General features: G+C 39.4%; 14 protein-coding genes, 1 other RNA gene and 1 pseudogene. 12 read left to right on the top strand and 4 right to left on the bottom strand.

Annotation, left to right across the window (positions count from 1 at the left end):
* Positions 1-34: 34 nt before the first annotated feature.
* Both F9B91_RS06710 and F9B91_RS06715 read right to left on the bottom strand, forming a co-directional pair.
* A complete protein-coding gene (locus F9B91_RS06710; protein ID WP_000032547.1) occupies positions 35-517 on the bottom strand; it encodes an S-ribosylhomocysteine lyase in 483 nt (160 codons plus the stop codon).
* Positions 518-611: 94 nt separating this feature from the next.
* Entirely contained in the window at positions 612-2096 is a 1485-nt protein-coding gene (locus F9B91_RS06715) for a DUF1846 domain-containing protein (protein ID WP_150922788.1), read from the bottom strand.
* 152 nt (positions 2097-2248) lie between these two features.
* On the opposite strand from F9B91_RS06715, the gene F9B91_RS06720 reads away from it, so the two are divergent.
* From F9B91_RS06720 to F9B91_RS06750, 7 genes and pseudogenes are all read left to right on the top strand, one after another.
* On the top strand, positions 2249-3859 hold the full coding sequence (locus tag F9B91_RS06720) for a glycoside hydrolase family 13 protein (RefSeq protein ID WP_150922789.1): 1611 nt from the start codon (positions 2249-2251) through the stop codon (positions 3857-3859).
* A gap of 167 nt (positions 3860-4026) precedes the next feature.
* Complete coding sequence (locus F9B91_RS06725) at positions 4027-5994, top strand: peptide ABC transporter substrate-binding protein (RefSeq protein ID WP_150922790.1); 1968 nt, start codon at positions 4027-4029, stop codon at positions 5992-5994.
* A gap of 204 nt (positions 5995-6198) precedes the next feature.
* A complete protein-coding gene (locus F9B91_RS06730; RefSeq protein WP_150922791.1) occupies positions 6199-8157 on the top strand; it encodes a peptide ABC transporter substrate-binding protein in 1959 nt (652 codons plus the stop codon).
* Positions 8158-8346: 189 nt separating this feature from the next.
* Complete coding sequence (locus F9B91_RS06735; RefSeq protein WP_150922792.1) at positions 8347-9792, top strand: LCP family protein; 1446 nt, start codon at positions 8347-8349, stop codon at positions 9790-9792.
* Between the two features lie 6 nt (positions 9793-9798).
* Positions 9799-9906: pseudogene (locus F9B91_RS06740) on the top strand (CpsB/CapC family capsule biosynthesis tyrosine phosphatase); the annotation flags it as partial.
* A 93-nt stretch (positions 9907-9999) separates the two neighbouring features.
* Complete coding sequence (gene glf / locus F9B91_RS06745) at positions 10000-11103, top strand: UDP-galactopyranose mutase (protein WP_060627563.1); 1104 nt, start codon at positions 10000-10002, stop codon at positions 11101-11103.
* A 203-nt stretch (positions 11104-11306) separates the two neighbouring features.
* On the top strand, positions 11307-13289 hold the full coding sequence (locus tag F9B91_RS06750) for a peptide ABC transporter substrate-binding protein (RefSeq protein ID WP_060627565.1): 1983 nt from the start codon (positions 11307-11309) through the stop codon (positions 13287-13289).
* A 141-nt stretch (positions 13290-13430) separates the two neighbouring features.
* On the opposite strand, the gene pbp1a is transcribed toward F9B91_RS06750, so the two are convergent.
* Complete coding sequence (pbp1a, locus tag F9B91_RS06755) at positions 13431-15593, bottom strand: penicillin-binding protein PBP1A (RefSeq protein WP_150922793.1); 2163 nt, start codon at positions 15591-15593, stop codon at positions 13431-13433.
* A complete protein-coding gene (gene recU, locus F9B91_RS06760; protein ID WP_150922794.1) occupies positions 15590-16186 on the bottom strand; it encodes a Holliday junction resolvase RecU in 597 nt (198 codons plus the stop codon). Before recU ends, pbp1a begins: the two co-directional genes overlap by 4 nt.
* Before the next feature lie 66 nt (positions 16187-16252).
* Between recU and F9B91_RS06765 the strand changes: the two genes are divergently transcribed.
* The 5 genes from F9B91_RS06765 (at position 16253) to mapZ (ending at position 20244) form a co-directional block, all read left to right on the top strand.
* The gene (locus F9B91_RS06765) at positions 16253-16780 is read left to right on the top strand and encodes a DUF1273 domain-containing protein (protein WP_150922795.1); all 528 of its coding nucleotides are present in this window, start codon (positions 16253-16255) and stop codon (positions 16778-16780) included.
* A gap of 72 nt (positions 16781-16852) precedes the next feature.
* The gene (gene gpsB, locus F9B91_RS06770) at positions 16853-17182 is read left to right on the top strand and encodes a cell division regulator GpsB (RefSeq protein WP_191962423.1); all 330 of its coding nucleotides are present in this window, start codon (positions 16853-16855) and stop codon (positions 17180-17182) included.
* A gap of 20 nt (positions 17183-17202) precedes the next feature.
* Positions 17203-17583: RNase P RNA component class B (gene rnpB, locus F9B91_RS06775), an RNA gene on the top strand.
* An 84-nt stretch (positions 17584-17667) separates the two neighbouring features.
* Positions 17668-18825, top strand: coding sequence for a THUMP domain-containing class I SAM-dependent RNA methyltransferase (locus tag F9B91_RS06780; protein ID WP_084929904.1), 1158 nt, complete (start codon positions 17668-17670; stop codon positions 18823-18825).
* Between the two features lie 12 nt (positions 18826-18837).
* On the top strand, positions 18838-20244 hold the full coding sequence (gene mapZ / locus F9B91_RS06785; protein ID WP_150922796.1) for a cell division site-positioning protein MapZ: 1407 nt from the start codon (positions 18838-18840) through the stop codon (positions 20242-20244).
* The last annotated feature ends 75 nt before the right edge of the window (positions 20245-20319 follow it).

Genomic DNA, 20319 nt, shown 5'->3' on the forward strand with positions numbered 1-20319 from the left:
GGAGCCAGCTGAAAAACTGGTTCCTTTTTTGTGTTTAGATCACATGACGCTCAAAAGCATCGTCTGAAATCCCTTGTTCAAGGATGAGTTTAGCCCATTCTTTAGCAGAGAAGAGGCTGTGGTCCTTGTAGTTTCCGCAAGATTCGATGGTTGTCCCTGGAACATCTTCCCAAGTAGTAGTTTCAGCGATTTCCTTGAGCGAATCCTTGATAACAGCTGCAATCTCGGCGCTGGTATGGCGTCCCCACATAATCATATGGAAGCCTGTGCGGCATCCAAATGGTGAACAGTCAATCATACCGTCAATGCGGGTACGGATGAGTTTGGCCAAGAGGTGCTCAATAGTGTGAAGGCCAGCAGTAGGGATCGAGTCTTCGTTTGGTTGCACCAAGCGAATATCATAATTGGAGATGATGTCTCCTTTTGGTCCTGTTTCTTCCCCAATCAAGCGAACATAGGGTGCTTTAACAATAGTGTGGTCAAGTTCAAAACTTTCAACAATAACTTCTTTTGACATGGTAAATCCTTTCAGTTTTCTTCTTTCATTATAACACAAAGCTGGCTCCTGAGACAGAGAGAAAACCTCTCCGAGAGTGGAGAGGTTCAAATCTTTACTTACGATACAAGCGATCGTATTGGTAATAAGGGTCAAAGGTTACGTTGATACCCAATTTGCGAAGGACATTCTTGTCTTCATCTGTCAAGATGATGGTTGAGTGGGCTTCGCTTCCTTTGAGGTTGCCAAGCTCTTCCATAGCGCGGGCAGCATCAGGATTTTCTGTAGCTGTGATAGCCAGTGCAATCAAGATTTCATTTGAATGTAGGCGTGGGTTGCGGCTACCTAGATGATCGATTTTAAGACCTTGGATTGGTTTGACAAGTTCAGGTTCGATGAGTTTTACTTCTTTATCAATGTCAGCTGATTTCTTGATAGCATTGATCAAAGCAGCGGCTGTTGGGCCAAAGAGCTCTGAGTTCTTACCAGTCACGATTTCACCAGTTGGCAATTCAAGGGCTAGGGCTGGTCCGCCAGTTTCTTCTGCTTTTTGACGAGCAGCGACAGCAACCTTGCGGTCTGCAGGTGTGATGCCGAGGTCATTCATGAGCAACTCAATTTTCTTGACAGCAGCTTCGCCAACTTTTTCAGCCTTGAAGTCAAGTACAGTTTGATAGTAGCGACGAATGATTTCTTGTTTAGAAGCTTCGACAGCAGCTTCATCATCTGTAATAGCGAAACCAACCATGTTGACACCCATATCTGTAGGAGAAGCGTATGGAGATTTACCAAGGATACGTTCCAACATGCGCTTGAGCACTGGGAAAATCTCGATATCACGGTTGTAGTTGACAGTGGTTTCTCCATAGGTTTGGAGATGGAAAGGGTCAATCATGTTGACATCGTCAAGGTCAGCTGTGGCAGCCTCGTAGGCCAAGTTGACTGGGTGATGAAGGGGAAGATTCCAGACCGGGAAGGTTTCAAATTTAGCGTAACCAGACTTGATACCATTGATTTGGTCGTGGTACATATTGGACATACAGGTTGCCAATTTTCCAGAACCGGGTCCAGGAGCAGTTACGACAATCAAGTTACGACTTGTTTTGATGTAGTCGTTTTTCCCCATACCTTCTGGAGAAATGATATGATCCATATCTGTTGGATATCCTTTGATTGGATAATGAAGATAAGAATCAATCCCGTTTTTCTCAAGTTGGTTGCGGAAGGCATCTGCAGCTGGTTGGCCAGCGTACTGTGTGATGACAACAGAGCCGACAAAAATCCCTAATTCATTGAATTTATCAATCAAACGAAGGACTTCTTGATCATAGGAAATACCCAAATCGCCACGGGCTTTGGAATGTTCGATGTTGCTAGCGTTAATGGCAATCACAACCTCAACCTGCTCTTTCAATTCCTGCAAGAGCTTGATTTTGTTGTCAGGCTCATAACCAGGAAGGACACGAGCAGCGTGGAAATCTTCTAACATTTTTCCACCGAATTCCAAATAGAGCTTGCCGTCGAATTGATTGATACGCTCTAAAATATGGTCACGTTGTAGATTCAAATATTGTTCAGAACTAAAAGCTTGTTTTTTCATTTTTTTACCTCTGACCTCTATTATAATAAAAAATTGGAAGTTAGGAAACTATGGAGTTAAAAAAGGAAGTAAAAAGATTAGGCAAACGCTTGCACAAAAATTAGAAAAGCGCTATCATAGACTATAGATTATTAAAATAATGAGGTAAGAAGATGCAAGAAAAATGGTGGCACAATGCCGTAGTCTATCAAGTTTATCCTAAGAGTTTTATGGATAGCAACGGAGATGGAATTGGTGATTTGCCAGGTATTACTAGTAAGTTGGACTATCTAGCCAAGTTAGGAATCACAGCGATTTGGCTTTCTCCGGTTTATGACAGCCCTATGGACGATAATGGCTACGATATTGCTGATTATCAAGCGATTGCAGCTATTTTCGGAACTATGGAGGACATGGACCAACTGATTGCGGAAGCCAAGAAGCGTGATATTCGCATCATCATGGACTTGGTGGTCAATCATACCTCGGATGAGCATGCTTGGTTTGTCGAGGCCTGTGAAAATCCTGACAGTCCTGAACATGACTACTATATCTGGCGAGATGAGCCCAATGATTTGGAGTCTATCTTTAGCGGATCTGCTTGGGAATACGATGAAAAGTCAGGTCAATACTATCTCCACTTTTTCAGCAAGAAACAGCCTGATCTCAACTGGGAAAATGAAAAACTTCGCCAGAAAATCTATGAGATGATGAACTTTTGGATTGATAAAGGTATTGGTGGTTTCCGCATGGATGTCATTGACATGATTGGGAAAATTCCTGACGAGAAGGTAGTCAATAATGGTCCTATGCTCCACCCTTATCTCAAGGAGATGAATCAGGCGACCTTTGGAGATAAGAATCTCTTAACAGTAGGGGAAACATGGGGAGCAACGCCAGAAATTGCTAAGCTCTACTCGGATCCAAAAGGGCAAGAGTTGTCTATGGTCTTCCAGTTTGAACATATCGGTCTTCAGTATCAGGAAGGTCAGCCTAAATGGCACTATCAAAAAGAACTGAATATTGCTAAGTTAAAAGAGATTTTCAACAAATGGCAGACAGAATTAGGAGTTGAGGACGGCTGGAATTCGCTCTTCTGGAACAATCATGACCTTCCTCGTATCGTCTCAATATGGGGAAATGACCAGGAATACCGCGAAAAATCTGCCAAAGCCTTCGCAATTTTGCTTCATCTCATGAGAGGAACACCTTATATCTACCAAGGTGAGGAGATTGGGATGACCAACTATCCGTTTGAAACACTGGACCAAGTAGAAGATATTGAATCCCTCAACTATGCGCGTGAAGCTCTTGAAAAAGGCGTTCCGATGGAAGAAATCATGGATAGTATCCGTGTCATTGGTCGCGACAATGCCCGTACTCCGATGCAATGGGATGAGAGCAAAAACGCTGGTTTCTCAACAGGTCAACCTTGGTTGGAGGTGAATCCAAACTATCAAGCAATTAATGTTCAAGAAGCGCTGGCAAATCCAGATTCTATTTTCTATACTTATCAAAAACTCGTTCAAATCCGCAAGGAGAACAGCTGGCTGATTCGAGCTGATTTTGAATTACTGGAGACGGCCGACAAGGTCTTTGCCTATATCCGTAAAGATGGGGACCAACGCTTCCTAATTGTGGCTAACTTGTCCAATGAAGAGCAAGACTTGGCAGTAGAAGGAAATGTTAAATCAGTCTTGATTGAAAACACTGCGGCTCAAGAAGCAGTTGAAAAACAAATCTTAGCTCCATGGGATGCTTTCTGTGTGGAAATGACTGACTAAAAAGTTAGAACCTTGAGCCTTAGAGCTTGAGGTTTTTTGCTAAAAGTTGTGTAAAAAACTCTTTTAAAAATATTTGTTAGAATTTTCTAACAAATCGCACTAAAATTCTTGTATTTATAAAAAAATAAGGTATAATAGTGAAAATACTTTCTTAAAGGAGATTACCTATGAAATCGAAAAAGTGGCTCTTAGGAGCAGGAGTGACCTTGAGTACAGCCATTCTTTTAACAGCTTGTGGGAAAAGTGAAAAGAATGCAGATGCTCCCAAAACATTCTCTTATGTTTATGCTGTTGATCCATCATCCTTGGATTATAGCGTTACAAGTAAAAGTTCAACTTCTGACGTAATAGGTAATGTCGTCGACGGTCTTTTAGAAAATGATAAATATGGGAATCTCATTCCTTCTCTAGCAGAGGATTGGTCAGTTTCTAAAGATGGCTTGACTTATACTTACAAACTACGTAAAGGTGTGAAGTGGTACACTTCAGAAGGAGAAGAGTATGCAGAAGTTAAGGCTCAGGATTTTGTCACTGGATTAAAGCATGCAGCAGACGGAAAGTCCGATGGTCTTTCTTTGGTTGAGAAATCTATCAAAGGATTGGAGGCTTATGTTAGTGGTGAGACAAACGATTTCTCAACTGTAGGTGTGAAAGCTATTGATGATTATACAGTAGAATATACGCTTAATAAACCGGAAAGTTTTTGGAATTCAAAAATAACCACTGCAACGATGCTTCCAGTTAATGAAGAATTTTTGAATGCAACAGGTAAGGATTACGGAGCGCCAACTCCATCAAGTATTCTTTACAATGGTCCATATTTTTTGAAGTCCTTGATTTCTAAATCTGTGATTGAATATGAAAAAAATCCTAACTATTGGGATAAGGAAAATGTCAAAATTGATAATGTAAAATTAACATTCTATGATGGATCAGACCAAGAATCCTTAATTCGTAGCTTTACACAAGGTGCCTATACAACTGCTCGTCTCTTTCCAGCAAGCTCAAACTTTGAATCAACTAAAAAGGAATACGGTGATAAGATTGTCTATAGTCCACAAGAGGCAACAAGTTATTATCTTACCGTTAACGTAAATCGTCAATCCTATAATAAAACAGCTAAAACAGATGAGTCACAAAAAACATCAACAAAAGAAGCTCTTCTCAATAAGAACTTCCGTCAGGCTCTTAATTTTGCATTTAATCGCCACGCCTATACAGCTCAATTAAATGGTGAAGAAGGTGCGGATAAGATTATTCGTAATAGTCTAGTGCCAGATAACTATGTTCAAGTAGCTGGGAAGACCTTCGGACAGCTGGCTCAGGATGAACTGCTGAAATATGGAGAGCAATGGAAAGATGTGACTCTCACAGATGGCAAAGATACAATTTACAATCCAACAAAGGCCAAGTCTACATTTGAAAAAGCGAAAACAGAATTGCAATCTAAGGGAGTAAGTTTCCCGATTCATTTGGATGTACCAGTAGAACAGACAGATGTAGTTGCAGTTCAACAGACAAATTCATTAAAACAATCGATTGAAGAAACATTGGGAACTGAGAATGTAATTATAGATGTTCTTCAAATGACGGATAATGAGAAGGAAAGTATTACTTCTCAAGCTAAAGTTCCAACCCAAAAAGATTATGATTTGAACGGAACTGGTTGGGGACCAGATTATCAAGATCCAGCAACCTATCTCAATATTTTAGATGCTAAGAAGGGTTCTGCCTTGAAACATCTAGGTATAACAAAGGGCAAGGATCCTGAAGTCATGGCGAAAGTTGGCTTGGATGAATACAAGAAGCTTTTGGACGATGCTGCATCTGAGACAAGTAATCTTGATAAACGATACGAAAAGTATGCTAAATCACAGGCTTGGGTTACTGATAGTTCACTTCTTATTCCAGTTGCTTCTTCAGGTGGCTCTCCTATGGTTAGTCGTACTGTGCCATTCACCAAAGCTTATTCACAGGTCGGAATTAAGGGGGATCCATTTATTTTCAAAGGTATGCAACTTCAAAATGATATCGTAACAACTAACGAGTATGAGGCAGCTCTTAAAAAGTGGCAAAAGGAAAAACTCGAATCTAATGCTCAGTATCAAAAGGATTTAGAAAAACACGTAAAATGAGTCTAGGCTCATTTCTACAAATGGCTTTTTAATCAATAAATCGTATAAAAACAAGGGAGGACTGTATGAAAGGCAGAAATCCTTTGTTTTTTTATTCCTAAAGTTTATAAACTTTCATTCTAGAAATTCAATTAACTTTACAAATTCCCACTATTTTGGTAAAATAAATATATGTTATAAAAACTAACATAAAGGAGAAAGAAGATGAATACAAAAAAGCGTGTCCTTAGTGCAGGCCTGACTGTTGCGGCTGCCTTGCTTTTAGCTGCTTGCGGACAATCAGGTTCAGATACAAAAACTTACTCATCAACCTTTAGTGGAAACCCAACTACATTTAACTATCTATTAGACTACTACGCTGATAATACATCGATTATAACCAACCTAGTTGATGGTTTGCTTGAAAATGACAACCACGGAAACCTAGTTCCATCTTTGGCAGAAGACTGGTCTGTTTCAAGCGACGGTCTGACTTATACCTATAAACTGAGAAAAGATGCCAAATGGTTCACGGCTGACGGTGAAGAGTACGCCCCAGTCAAGGCACAAGATTTTGTGACAGGTATCAAGTATGCAGTGGACAATAAATCACAGGCCATTGACTTGATTCAAAACTCGATCAAAGGCTTGAATGATTATATTACAGGAGTGGATTCTGACTTTTCTAAGGTTGGGGTGAAGGCGATCGACGACCAGACTGTTGAGTATACTTTGGCACGCCCAGAACCTTACTGGAATTCAAAAACAACCAATAGTATTCTTTTCCCAGTAAACGAAGAGTTTTTAAATTCAAAAGGCAAAGATTTTGGTACCTTATCTCCAGATAGTATTCTCTACAGCGGACCTTATTTGTTAAAAGATTTCACATCAAAATCATCGATCGAGTATGTGAAAAATCCGCATTACTATGATCATGATAAAGTATCAATTGAACACGTGAAATTGGCTTACTTTGATGGTTCAGACCAAGAATTGACCATCCGTAACTTTGAAAGTGGAGCTTATTCTATCGCTGGGGTTTATCCAAATAGTTCTAACTTTGCTAAGACCAAGGAGAAATATAAGGATAATATCGTCTATAGCTTGCAGGACAAGACTTCTTGGTATTTCAATTTCAACGTCAACCGTAAGGCTTACAACCATACGTCTAAAACGACAGATGAACAGAAGAAGTCAACTGAGACAGCTGTCTTGAACAAGAACTTCCGCCAAGCGGTGAACTTTGCCTTGGACCGCACAGCCTATTCTGCTCAGTCAAATGGGGAAGAAGCAGCTAGCAAGACCCTTCGTAATACCCTAGTGCCTCCTACATTTGTCCAAGTTGGAAACAAGACTTTTGGAGAAGTAGTTGCTTCTAAATTGGTCAACTATGGCACAGAATGGTCAGGTATTAACTTGGCAGATGCTCAGGATGCCTATTTCAACAAAGAAAAAGCCCAAGCAAAATTTGCAGAAGCTAAAAAAGAATTGGCAAGTCAAGGTGTGACTTTCCCAATTCACTTGGATGTTGCAGTTGATCAGACAAGTAAAAATGCTGTGACAGGCATGAACTCTGTTAAGCAGACCCTTGAGTCAGTTTTAGGTGCTGATAACATTGTCATTGATGTTCAGCAACTTTCAACAGATGATTTTAATAACGTAGCCTTCTTGGCACCGACACCAGCTGATCGTGACTATGATTTGAACTTTGATGGTTGGGTAGGTGACTACCAAGATCCGTCAACTTATCTCAATCCTTTCAATGCAGAGGATGGGTTCTACCTCAAAATTTTTGGTCTAGATGCTCAAGAAGATAAAGCTAAGATTGCTAGCTTGGGGCTTGATACTTACACCAAGATGCTCAAAGATGCAGATAGTGAAAATAAAGATGTAGCAAAACGCTATGAAAAATATGCTGAAGCACAGGCTTGGATGATTGACAATTCTCTGATTATGTCAGCCATGTCAAGTGGTGGAACAGCATCTGTAACCAAAGTAACGCCATTTACAAGAGGGTACTCAATGGTCGGTATCAAGGGTGATGGCAATAACTACAAGTATATGAAACTGCAAAAAGATACTGTGACAACTAAACAGTATGAAGAAGCCAAGACCAAATGGGAGCAAGAAAGCAAAAAAGTAATCGAAAAAGCTCAAAAAGAAGCAGAAAATCATGTCAAATAGATGAGCGAGGTTCCGTAAGGGACCTTGTTTTGATGTTTATATAGTAAATTTATTGATGTAATTGGTTGCAAGTCAAAAAGAATGTTTCGGAAAGAAGATGAAAATGCCTTACCTAAGCGGATTTACCCCGCAAGTGTATTTTTTTATGATATAATAAAATGAAATAAAAATTGATAATAGAGGTATATCGTGAGTAGATCTTCGAAGCGAGCTCGTAAGGGTAAAACAAAAATATTGATTAGTTGGGGGTTGCTAGCTATCTATGCATTACTAGCAGTCTTTTTATTGTTTTTGATTTTCAAGTACAATATGCTAGCCTTCCGATATCTCAATATAGTGGTTGCTGTCTTAATTGTAGCCTTAGCCATCTTGTGCTTCTTTTTAATTCGGTCCAAGAAAGCTAAAAATCTAACGCTGATTTTATTACTGCTTGGTGTGTTAATCAATGGAACTTCTCTCTTTGCTGTAGGGCAGTTCATTGGATTTACCAGTCGCCTGAATGCGACATCGAACTACTCACATTATTCGATGAGTATTGCGGTATTAGCAGATAGTTCAATTGATAATATCAGTCAGGTAACCAGTGTAACGGGGCCGACTGGGACGGATAAGGATAATATCCAACAGTTGATGAATGATCTTAAGGCTAGTCAAAATAAGGAATTGACAGTCGAAGAAAGCAGATCCTATCTTGCGGCCTATAAGAGCTTGTTAGCTGGCGATACAAAGGCAATCATTCTAAACAGTGTCTTTGAAAACATTATCGAATCAGAATATCCTGACTATGCTTCAAAAATTAAGAAAATCTATACCAAAGAATTAACCAAGACGGTTGAAACTCCAAAAGATGTCAAGGGTGACAGTTTCAATGTTTATATCAGTGGAATTGATACTTATGGTCCAATCAGTTCGGTTTCTCGTTCGGATGTCAATATCATTATGACAGTGAATCGCGAAACTAAAAAGATTCTCTTGACAACGACACCTCGTGATTCCTATGTTCCAATTGCAGATGGTGGCAACAACCAAAAAGATAAGTTGACTCATGCAGGGATTTATGGAGTAGATGCTTCAATTCATACACTGGAAAATCTCTACGGTATTGACTTGAACTATTACGCTCGTTTGAATTTCACTTCTTTCTTGAAATTGATAGATCTTCTCGGTGGAGTTGATGTTCATAATGACCAAGAATTTACAGCTCATACAAATGGGAAGTTCTATCCCGTAGGAAATGTTCATCTTGACTCGGAGCAAGCTCTTAGCTTTGTACGTGAGCGTTATTCATTGGAAGATGGAGACCGAGATCGTGGTCGCAATCAGCAAAAGGTTATTGTCGCTATTTTGCAAAAGCTAACCTCGACAGAAGCTTTGAAAAATTATGACAGTATTATAAAGGGACTACAAGATTCCTTACAAACCAATATGCCACTTGAAACCATGATGAACATGGCCAATGCCCAACTTGAGAGTGGTGGAACTTATAAGATTAATTCGCAAGATCTTAAAGGAACAGGGCGTATGGATTTGCCATCCTATGCCATGCCTGATAGCAACCTTTACATGATGGAGATAAGTGATAGCAGTTTAGAGTCAGTCAAGGCTGCAATCAATGATGTGATGGAAGGAAAATAAGACAAAATGATTGATATTCATTCGCATATCGTATTTGGTGTGGATGATGGTTTAAAATCTAAGCAAGAAAGCAAGGTTCTTTTGACAGAAGCCTATGGACAAGAAGTACGGACTTGAGATGTAAAACATACAATTGTAACATCGATTAAAGTTATCCATCTTGTACAATTGCTACAACAGTTTGTTAAAAAATAAAAGGAGGGGGTTATGTACGATTATCTTGTCGTTGGTGCTGGTCTTTTTGGTGCAGTATTTGCCCATGAAGCAGCCCTAAAAGGAAAAAAAGTGAAAGTCATTGAAAAACGGAATCATATCGCGGGTAATATCTATACTCGTGAACAGGAAGGAATTCAAGTTCACCAGTATGGTGCTCATATTTTCCATACTTCTGATAAGGAGATTTGGGATTATGTAAATCAGTTTGCAGAGTTTAACCGTTACACAAACTCTCCAGTTGCAAATTATAAGGGAGAGATTTATAATCTTCCTTTTAATATGAATACCTTCAATAAACTTTGGGGAGTTGTAACGCCAGCAGAAGCACAGGCTAAGATTGATGAGCAACGTGCTGTTTTAAATGGCAAAACTCCTGAAAATTTGGAAGAACAGGCTATTTCTCTTGTAGGTACAGACATCTACGAAAAATTAATCAAAGATTATACAGAAAAACAGTGGGGCAAGCCAACTACGGAACTTCCAGCCTTTATCATTCGCCGTTTGCCAGTACGTCTGACCTACGATAACAACTATTTTAATGATACCTATCAAGGGATTCCAATTGGTGGTTACACTCAAATAGTTGAAAAAATGTTGGATCATGAAAATATTGATGTAGAAATAAATGTTGATTTCTTTGCGAATAAAGAGCAATATCTAAAAGAGTTTCCTAAGATTGTCTTTACGGGTATGATTGATGAATTCTTTGACTATAAGTTGGGTGAACTAGAGTATCGTAGTCTTCGTTTTGAAAATGAGACCTTGGATATGGAGAATTACCAAGGAAATGCAGTTGTGAACTATACGGATGCAGAGACTCCATATACACGTATTATTGAACACAAACATTTTGAGTTTGGCAATCAAGAAAAGACTATCATTACTAAAGAACATTCTAAAACATGGGAAAAAGGTGATGAGCCTTATTATCCAGTAAATAATGATCGTAATAATCATTTGTATAAATCATATAAAAAACTGGCTGATGAGCAAGGGAATGTTATCTTTGGTGGTCGTTTAGGACATTATCGTTATTACGATATGCACCAAGTAATTGGAGCAGCTTTACAGTGTGTAAGAAATGAGTTAGATTAAACACCTAGAACTGTTAACCAGCTACTTTTTAGAAATATGATCGATAATTCCTTGACTACCTAATGTAGTTGAGGGATTTTTTTGATAATATTCATATTATTGCAAAGTTGTTGTTTAAAAAATAATTTTCTAAAATTCAGAAAATTCTATTGACAGGACTTTAAATATAGTCTATAATGGATAGAAAAACAAAGGAGAATACTATGAAAACAAGAAAAGTATTGGCTCTTGCGGGAGTAACTTTATTAGCAACAGGTGTTTTAGCTGCTTGCTCTGGCTCAGGGTCTAGTGCAAAAGGTGAGAAAACTTTTTCTTATGTTTACGAAACAGATCCAGATAACCTGAACTACTTGACAACTGGTAAGGCAGCAACTGCTGACATTACTAGTAATGTGATTGATGGATTGCTTGAAAATGACCGCTATGGTAACTTTGTGCCATCTATGGCTGAGGATTGGTCTGTATCTAAGGACGGCTTGACTTACACTTATACAATCCGTAAAGATGCCAAGTGGTACACATCTGAAGGAGAAGAGTATGCGCCTGTGAAAGCTCAAGACTTTGTAACAGGACTTAAGTATGCGACAGATAAGAAATCAGAAGCCCTTTACTTGGTACAGGATTCAATTAAAGGTTTGGATGCATACGCTAAAGGGGAAACTAAAGATTTCTCTCAAGTTGGGATTAAAGCGATTGACGATCAAACAGTTCAATACACTTTGAACAAACCTGAAAGTTTTTGGAATTCTAAAACAACAATGGGTGTCTTAGCACCAGTTAATGAAGAGTTTTTAAACTCTAAAGGAGATGATTTTGGGAAAGCAACAGATCCAAGCAGTATCCTTTATAACGGACCTTTCTTGTTGAAATCATTGGTCGCTAAATCTTCAGTAGAATTTGAAAAGAATCCAAACTACTGGGATAAGGACAATGTTCACATTGATAAGGTCAAATTGTCATTCTGGGATGGTCAAGATACAGGAAAACTTGCAGAAAACTTCAAAGATGGAAGCTTTACAATGGCTCGTCTCTTCCCGACAAGCGCAAGTTATCCTGAACTTGAAAAAGAGTTTAAAGACAACATCGTTTATACACCACAAGATTCTACTACTTATTTAGTAGGTACTAATATTGATCGCCAGTCTTATAAGTACACTTCTAAGACTACAGATGAACAAAAGACTTCAACCAAGAAAGCTCTTCTAAACAAAGATTTCCGTCAAGCCCTTGCCTTTGGTTTTGATAGAAAAGCCTATGCTTCTCAAGTGAATGGTGCGAATGGGGCAACTAAACTGCTTCGTAACTTGTTTGTTCCTCCTACATTTGTACAGGCAGATGGAAAGAACTTTGGCGAAATGGTCAAAGACAAATTGGTGACTTATGGTGACGAATGGAGCAACGTGAACTTGGATGATGCTCAGGATGGACTCTACAATCCTGAAAAAGCGAAAGCAGAGTTTGCTAAAGCTAAGACAGCTCTCCAAGCAGAAGGCGTTCAATTCCCAATCCACTTGGATATGCCAGTTGACCAAACCAATACAACAAAAGTTCAACGTGTCCAATCTTTTAAACAATCACTTGAAGAAACATTAGGAACTGACAATGTCGTCATTGATATCCAACAACTTCAAAAAGATGAAGTTCTCAATGTTACCTACTTTGCTGAAACGGCTGCTGGACAAGATTGGGATGTCTCAGATAACGTTGGATGGGGACCAGACTACATTGACCCATCTACCTACCTTGATATTCTCAAACCATCTGTAGGGGAAAGTACAAAGACTTACCTAGGATTTGACTCTGGAACAAACAACGCTGCGGCTAAGCAAGTTGGTTTGGAAGACTACGAAAAAATGGTTGTGGAAGCTGGTGCAGAAGTGAATGACATTTCAAAACGTTATGAAAAATATGCTGCTGCCCAAGCTTGGTTGACCGACAGTGCTTTGATTATCCCAACAACTTCTAAAACTGGTCGTCCAATGTTGTCTAAGATGGTACCATTTACACTTCCGTTTGCATACTCTGGTAACAAGGGTACGACCGAAGCTACCTTGTATAAATACCTTGATGTACAAGATAAACCAGTGACAGTTGATGAGTATCAAAAAGCGCAAGATAAATGGATGAAAGAAAAAGCAGAATCCAATAAAAAAGCGCAAGAAGAACTTGCAAAACATGTGAAATAAGATAAAAAGAAGTTAGTTGTTCGCTAACTTCTTTTGGTTTATCGAAAATGAATTGGTGCCGGTCACCGCTTTTAGATATGACAGATCCTATTTTGTTGAAGAAAAAATCCTGAGCCTTTATTCTCAGGATTTTCTTTTATCTTACTGTTGTGGTTGCTGTTGAACTGGTGGATTTTGTGGCGTTGGTTGTACTGGTTGTGTTTGCTGAACAGTCTGACCAGCTTGTCCTTGATTAGGATCGGTTGCTGGAGCATTATTGGGTTGTTGACCTACCGTAGTACTTGCCTGTGTAGTTGAACTTTCAGCTGTTGAGGATTGTTGAGTAGAGGGTTCAGTCCATATTGGGCGAGCTCCATTTTTGAATACAAATTCCCCGTTTCTGAAAAGTCCGTCTGGCATCGTCCAGTCTTCTGGATGAGTATCTTCTGATAGATACGTTATCATTGAGCGATAAACTTTAGCTGCAACTAGGAAACCATCTCCAACGATAGGAGTTAAACGATTCGAATAACCTGTCCATACAGCCATAGAATACTTACGAGTATAACCAACAAACATTTCATCTGGAGCTACATAGCCAGTGTTCTTGATGTGTTTTTCAATTTCATCATCTGTGTAGTTAGAAGTACCTGTTTTACCAGCTTGCGCTAACCATGGGAGATAGGCTCCACGACCAGTTCCGTATGCCAAGACAGTTTTCATCATTTCGGTCATCATGTAAGCAGTTGTTTCTTTCATAGCTCGTGTACCAGCATCTGAAAATTCTTTTTCACTACCGTCACTGAAGACGACCTTATTGATATACATGGGTTTGTGGTAAATACCACCGTTTGCAAAAGCAGCATAGGCTGCAGCCATTTTTTCACTACTTGCTCCGTATTGTTTATTAGATTCTGTTGTATTACTTGAAATGGCGTTTGCATAGTGGATGCTTGGATAATCGATACCTAAGCCATTTAGGAAGGTTTTCGCTCTATCTAAACCAACCTTATTTAGGGTTTCAACAGCTGTGACATTGCGTGACTGTTGAAGTGCATACTGGATTGTAATATTTCCAAAGTAGCCTTTATCCCAGTTGTAGACGGGAGTATCAGTACCTGGATAGTTATAAGGAACATCATGTACTATAGTTGCAGTAGAGTCATAGACTCCATATTCTAAAGCGGGAGCATAGTCAGTGATTGGTTTCATAGTAGAACCCCAGTCACGGTTGGTTTCAACGGCTTGGTTGATTCCGAAAGATACATTACTTGATTGGTGACGGGCACCTAACTGAGCAATGACTTTACCATTTGTTACATCAACGATAGTAGAAGCTACTTGAAGTTCATCATCTGGATAAGCGACATACTCATCTGTGTTATAAACATCCCAAAGTCGCTGCTGAACATCTTTGTCGACATTAGTATAGACTTCCATACCTGTGGTAAGAAGGTTGTAACCAGTTTCTTGTTCAACTTGGTCGATTACTTCTTTGAGGTAGTTGTCCATATAAGCTGGATAACTATTGGCTGACTTCAAACTTTGGAGACCGTCAGTGACGGGAGTATTAATAGCTTTTTCATAATCTTCTGCACTAATGTATTTTTGCCCTTTCATTTCTGAAAGTACCAAGTTACGACGCTCTAGAGCAGCTTCTGGATGGGAATAAGGATCATATTGGTTTGGCGCTTGAGGCATTCCAGCCAAGAGTGCTAACTGTGGCAAGCTTAAGTCCTTCAAGTCTTTTCCATAGTAATTTTGGGCTGCGGTTTGCATTCCATAGTTACCGTTGGACATGTAGACTTTATTGATGTAATAGGTCAGGATTTCTTGCTTGGTTGCTTTTTGCTCTAGTTGAACGGCTAGCCAAGCTTCTTGAGCTTTACGTGACAAGGTTTGATCAGCAGTTGAAGTAGAAAAATAAGTCAATTTAATTAATTGTTGTGTCAAGGTTGAGGCACCTTGTAGACCTCCTCCTTGTAGATTTCTCAATGCTGCCCCCATGATACGAATAGTATCAACACCTCTATGGTCAAAGAAACGGTGGTCTTCGATAGACACAATTGCCTTGACTAAGTCAGTAGGAATTTCATTTGCTTGAGCATTTACGCGACGTTCAGATCCAAGGTCAGCAATCAGTTCGTTTTTGTTGTCATAAATCTTGCTAGAGGTTGTCGCAACTAATTTACTTTCAGATAAGGCTGGAGCCTTGTTAACAAAGTAGAGGAAGACACCTCCACCTAATAGAAATAATGCGATAAATAAGGTAAGGAATGTGATTCCAATATACTTTAAGAATCGCAGAATAGTTTGTTTATTCATCTTGTTTTACCACCTAGTAAATGTTCTTTGATAATATCGAGATAGGGAATTTGAGGGAAAGCTCCTTGCTTTACTAAATATCCGTATTCTTGAATATATCCAAGTGGCATTGATTTTTGCCCCTTATCTTGATGATAAAAGCGAATCAAATCAGGTGCCGGCAACAAATAAGTTTCTTGTTGAGAAGAAAAATGAAGTAGTACGAAGCAAATGCCCTGCTGTTCTAGAACTTGTTCCATATGTTGAATCTGGTGAAGATGGAAGTTCTTCATTGGAATAGCATTCTTTTGTCGTGTTTCCTTGGCTTCAAAGTCAATGTAATGTCCTCTATACACGCCAGAGTAATCTGTTGTGGAAGCTTGTCTAAAATAGGCTTCTACAATTTTGGCTCGACTACGTTGAGGATAGTCTACTCGAACGATCTGAACAGGTGTTGGCTTTTTATGGACAACTGCCATGCCATGCGTCAGATAGTAGTCGTTTGTAGCGTTGATCATCTTTTCAAAAGTCATTCCTCGATTTGCGAAATTTTTTGATTGAGAAATGGATGTTTGGCTTTTTTTTGATGAAATTTTATGAGGATAGTTGACCATATTTCTCCTTATTGGTACAATAACATCACTCTATTATACCATAAAAATAGAAAGAAAGGTGTAAAAATGACTACAGCTTTAATTATGGGATATTCTAATTTTGACTTGGGTTTGTTTAATGAAAAAGATATCAGGTTAAGAATTATAAAGAAAGCCATTCGCCATGATTTAGAAAGTTTAGCAGAAGAAGGGATTAAATGGCTGGTCTTTACAGGAAACTTGGGATTTGAATCTTGGGTGCTTGATGTCGCAAATGAAATGAAAGAAGAATATGATTTCAACCTAGCGACCATTTTTGATTTTGAAACACATGGGGAAAATTGGAATGAAGCGAATCAGCTTAAACTTAGCCAATTTAAGCAGGTCGATTTTGTCAAATATGCCTATCCTAAATATGAACATATGGGGCAACTACGAGACTACCAACGATTTTTGCTGGAAAATACTGACTTAGCTTATTTTTTCTATGACCCAGAAAATGAGACCAAATTAAAATTTATAGACAATTTGATGAAAAATCAGGAAGGTTATCGCATAAAAAGGTTAACGTTTGAAGACTTAAATGAGCTAGCAGAAAATTTTTCTGAAAAGTAAGGCTTTGACCTTGATTTTTGTTTGCCTTTTTTTATATAATAATACTATTAGAAACCGAGAATGGAGAGAGAGATGGCAAGTATTATTTTTTCAGCAAAAGATATTTTTGAGCAAGAGTTTGGACGTGAAGTCCGTGGATATAGTAAGGTTGAAGTTGATGAATTTTTGGACGATGTCATCAAGGACTATGAAACTTATGCTGCCTTAGTCAAGTCTCTCCGTCAAGAAATTGCAGAGTTGAAGGAAGAATTAGCTCGTAAACCGAAACCTTCACCAGTTCAAGCAGAGCCTATTGAAGCGGCAACTACAAGCTCTATGACGAATTTTGATATTTTGAAACGCTTGAATCGTCTTGAGAAAGAAGTATTTGGTAAACAAATTTTGGATAACTCTGATTTATAAGAGCTCGTTTGAAATGTGCAATTTTTGGATAATCGCGTGAGGAGAATTTCTTCTCATGAGGAAAGTCCATGCTAGCACAGGCTGTGATGCCTGTAGTGTTTGTGCTAGGCGAAACCATAAGCCTAGGGACGAGAAATCGTTACGGCAGTTGAAATGGCTAAGTCCTTGGATAGGCCAGAGTAGGCTTGAAAGTGCCACAGTGACGGAGTCTTTCTGGAAACGGAGAGAGTGGAACGCGGTAAACCCCTCAAGCTAGCAACCCAAATTTTGGTCGGGGCATGGAGTACGCGGAAACGAACGTAGTATTCTGACTGCTATCAGCTAGAGCTGTTAGTGGTAGACAGATGATTATCGAAGGAAGTGGTCCTAGTCACTTCTGGAACAAAACATGGCTTATAGAAAATTGCATATAGGTTGGGGCTGAGAAATTTTCTCAACCTCATTTTTTAAAGTGGACATATAGAAAGGTCTTGCAAGACTGTAACATGAAAAAAGAATTTAATTTAATTGCAACTGTGGCAGCAGGTCTTGAAGCTGTTGTGGGACGAGAAGTGCGAGAGTTGGGCTACGATTGTCAAGTTGAAAATGGTCGTGTTCGTTTTCAAGGAGACATGAGAGCTATTATCGAGACCAACCTCTGGCTTCGGGCGGCAGACCGTATCAAGATCATCGTAGGAACTTTTCCTGCTAAGACTTTTGAGGAGTTGTTTCAGGGAGTTTTCGCCCTAGATTGGGAAAATTATTTACCACTCGGAGCTCGATTCCCGATTTCAAAAGCCAAATGTGTTAAATCTAAGCTTCACAATGAACCCAGTGTACAGGCAATTTCAAAAAAGGCTGTTGTTAAGAAATTGCAGAAACACTATGCCCGTCCAGAAGGCGTTCCTCTGATGGAGAATGGTCCTGAGTTCAAGCTTGAGGTCTCTATTCTCAAAGACATAGCAACGGTCATGATTGATACGACAGGATCCAGTCTCTTTAAACGTGGCTATCGTACAGAAAAAGGTGGGGCTCCTATCAAGGAAAATATGGCAGCAGCTATTTTGCAACTTTCTAACTGGTATCCAGACAAGCCCTTAATTGACCCAACTTGTGGTTCGGGGACTTTCTGTATCGAGGCTGTCATGATTGCTCGAAAGATGGCTCCAGGTCTTCGTCGCTCCTTTGCATTTGAGGAATGGAACTGGATTAGTGACCGTTTGATCCAAGAAGTGCGTACAGAAGCGGCTAAAAAAGTAGATCGTGAGCTGGAATTGGATATTATGGGTTGTGACATTGATGCACGTATGGTGGAAATTGCCAAGGCTAATGCTCAGGCCGCAGGTGTCGCAGGTGATATTACCTTTAAGCAGATGCGCGTGCAGGATTTACGTTCCGATAAAATCAATGGAGTGATTATCTCCAACCCGCCTTATGGGGAACGCTTGTCAGATGATGTAGGGGTTACCAAACTCTATGCTGAGATGGGGCAAGTATTTGCACCGCTGAAAACGTGGAGCAAATTTATCCTAACTAGTGATGAAGCCTTTGAGACCAAGTACGGTAGTCAGGCGGACAAGAAACGTAAGTTGTACAATGGAACCTTAAAAGTTGATTTGTATCAATATTTTGGTCAGCGTGTTAAACGCCAGGAAGTAAAGTAGAAAGGACAACTCATGAGTAAGAAAAGACGGAATCGTCATAAAGCAGAACATCAAGAAGCGCAATTTGATTTTGATGATGCCAAAGAGCTAACAGTTGGAGAAGCCATGCGTAAAAATGAAGAGGTGGAAGCAGGAGTACTACCTGGAGACTCTATCTTGGACAAGTATGTGAAGCAACATAAAGATGAAATTGAGGCAGATAAGTTTGAAACACGACAGTTCAAAAAAGAAGAGTTAATCGAAACTCAAAGTCTGGACGATTTAATCCAAGAAGTGCGTGAAGCTGTAGAGGAGTCGGAAGCCTCTTCAGAGGAAGTTCCATCTTCTGAAGCTATCTTACCCCCATTGCCTTTGGATGATGAGGATAAAGGCTGGGATCCTATAGTGCTAGAGGATGAAAATTTAGCAGAAATGACTGAGGAAGTGGAAGAGGAGAAAAATTTTTCTCGTCTGGATCAAGAGGAGTCAGAAAAGAAAAGTAAAAAAGGATTTGTTTTGACTGCTTTGGCACTTGTATCAGTGATTATCTGTGTCAGTGCTTATTATGTTTATCGTCAAGTGACCCGTTCGACCAAGGAAATTCAGACTTCTCAATCAACTACAGCCAATCAATCAGATGTGGATGATTTTAATACACTTTATGATGCCTTCTACACTGATAGCAATAAAACAGCTTTGAAAAATAGCCAGTTTGATAAGTTGAGCCAACTCAAGACCTTGCTTGATAAGCTGGAAGGTAGTCGTGAACATACCCTTGCCAAATCTAAGTATGATAGTCTAGCAACGCAAATCAAGGCCATTCAAGATGTCAATGCACAATTTGAAAAACCAGCTATTGTGGATGGTGTCTTGGATACCAATGCTAAAGTCAAATCGGATGCTAAATTTACAGATATTAAAACTGGAAATACGGAGCTTGATAAAGTTCTAGATAAGGCTATCAGTCTTGGTAAGAGCCAGCAAACAAGTGCTTCAAGCTCAAGTTCAAGTGAAACTAGCAGCTCAAGTTCTCGTCAAGCAAGTGAAAATACTGCTAGTGAAACAAGCCCAAGTAGTTCAAATACGGCATCAACTGAAACTAGAAGTACCCGCAGTGAAGTCAATATGGGTGTATCAAGTGCAGGAGTTGCTGTTCAAAGAAGTGCGAGTCGTGTTTCTTATAACCAATCAGCTATTGATGATAGCAATAACTCTGCCTGGGATTTCGCGGATGGTGTTTTGGAACAAATTTTAGCGACTTCACGCTCACGTGGTTATATCACTGGTAACCAATACATCCTTGAACGTGTCAATATCGTTAATGGCAATGGTTATTACAACCTCTACAAGCCAGATGGAACCTATCTCTTTACCCTTAACTGTAAGACAGGATACTTTGTTGGAAATGGTTCTGGACATGCGGATGCTTTGGACTACTAAGCAGTCGTTACAAAATTCTTTCTTTTCAAAAGTAAAAATGATAAAATAAAACAAATTAAACAAGAGGAGTGTCAA

Origin of the sequence: Streptococcus mitis, from assembly GCF_008763935.1 — a bacterium.
Lineage (GTDB): Bacteria > Bacillota > Bacilli > Lactobacillales > Streptococcaceae > Streptococcus > Streptococcus mitis_DB.

Bases quoted from the DNA above. Each gene is read 5' to 3' on its own strand.
- F9B91_RS06710 (WP_000032547.1), bottom strand. From the start codon at position 517: ATGTCAAAAGAAGTTATTGTTGAAAGTTTTGAACTTGACCACACTATT.
- F9B91_RS06715 (WP_150922788.1), bottom strand. From the start codon at position 2,096: ATGAAAAAACAAGCTTTTAGTTCTGAACAATATTTGAATCTACAACGT.
- F9B91_RS06720 (WP_150922789.1), top strand. From the start codon at position 2,249: ATGCAAGAAAAATGGTGGCACAATGCCGTAGTCTATCAAGTTTATCCT.
- F9B91_RS06725 (WP_150922790.1), top strand. From the start codon at position 4,027: ATGAAATCGAAAAAGTGGCTCTTAGGAGCAGGAGTGACCTTGAGTACA.
- F9B91_RS06730 (WP_150922791.1), top strand. From the start codon at position 6,199: ATGAATACAAAAAAGCGTGTCCTTAGTGCAGGCCTGACTGTTGCGGCT.
- glf (WP_060627563.1), top strand. From the start codon at position 10,000: ATGTACGATTATCTTGTCGTTGGTGCTGGTCTTTTTGGTGCAGTATTT.
- F9B91_RS06750 (WP_060627565.1), top strand. From the start codon at position 11,307: ATGAAAACAAGAAAAGTATTGGCTCTTGCGGGAGTAACTTTATTAGCA.
- pbp1a (WP_150922793.1), bottom strand. From the start codon at position 15,593: ATGAATAAACAAACTATTCTGCGATTCTTAAAGTATATTGGAATCACA.
- recU (WP_150922794.1), bottom strand. From the start codon at position 16,186: ATGGTCAACTATCCTCATAAAATTTCATCAAAAAAAAGCCAAACATCC.
- F9B91_RS06765 (WP_150922795.1), top strand. From the start codon at position 16,253: ATGACTACAGCTTTAATTATGGGATATTCTAATTTTGACTTGGGTTTG.
- gpsB (WP_191962423.1), top strand. From the start codon at position 16,853: ATGGCAAGTATTATTTTTTCAGCAAAAGATATTTTTGAGCAAGAGTTT.
- F9B91_RS06780 (WP_084929904.1), top strand. From the start codon at position 17,668: ATGAAAAAAGAATTTAATTTAATTGCAACTGTGGCAGCAGGTCTTGAA.
- mapZ (WP_150922796.1), top strand. From the start codon at position 18,838: ATGAGTAAGAAAAGACGGAATCGTCATAAAGCAGAACATCAAGAAGCG.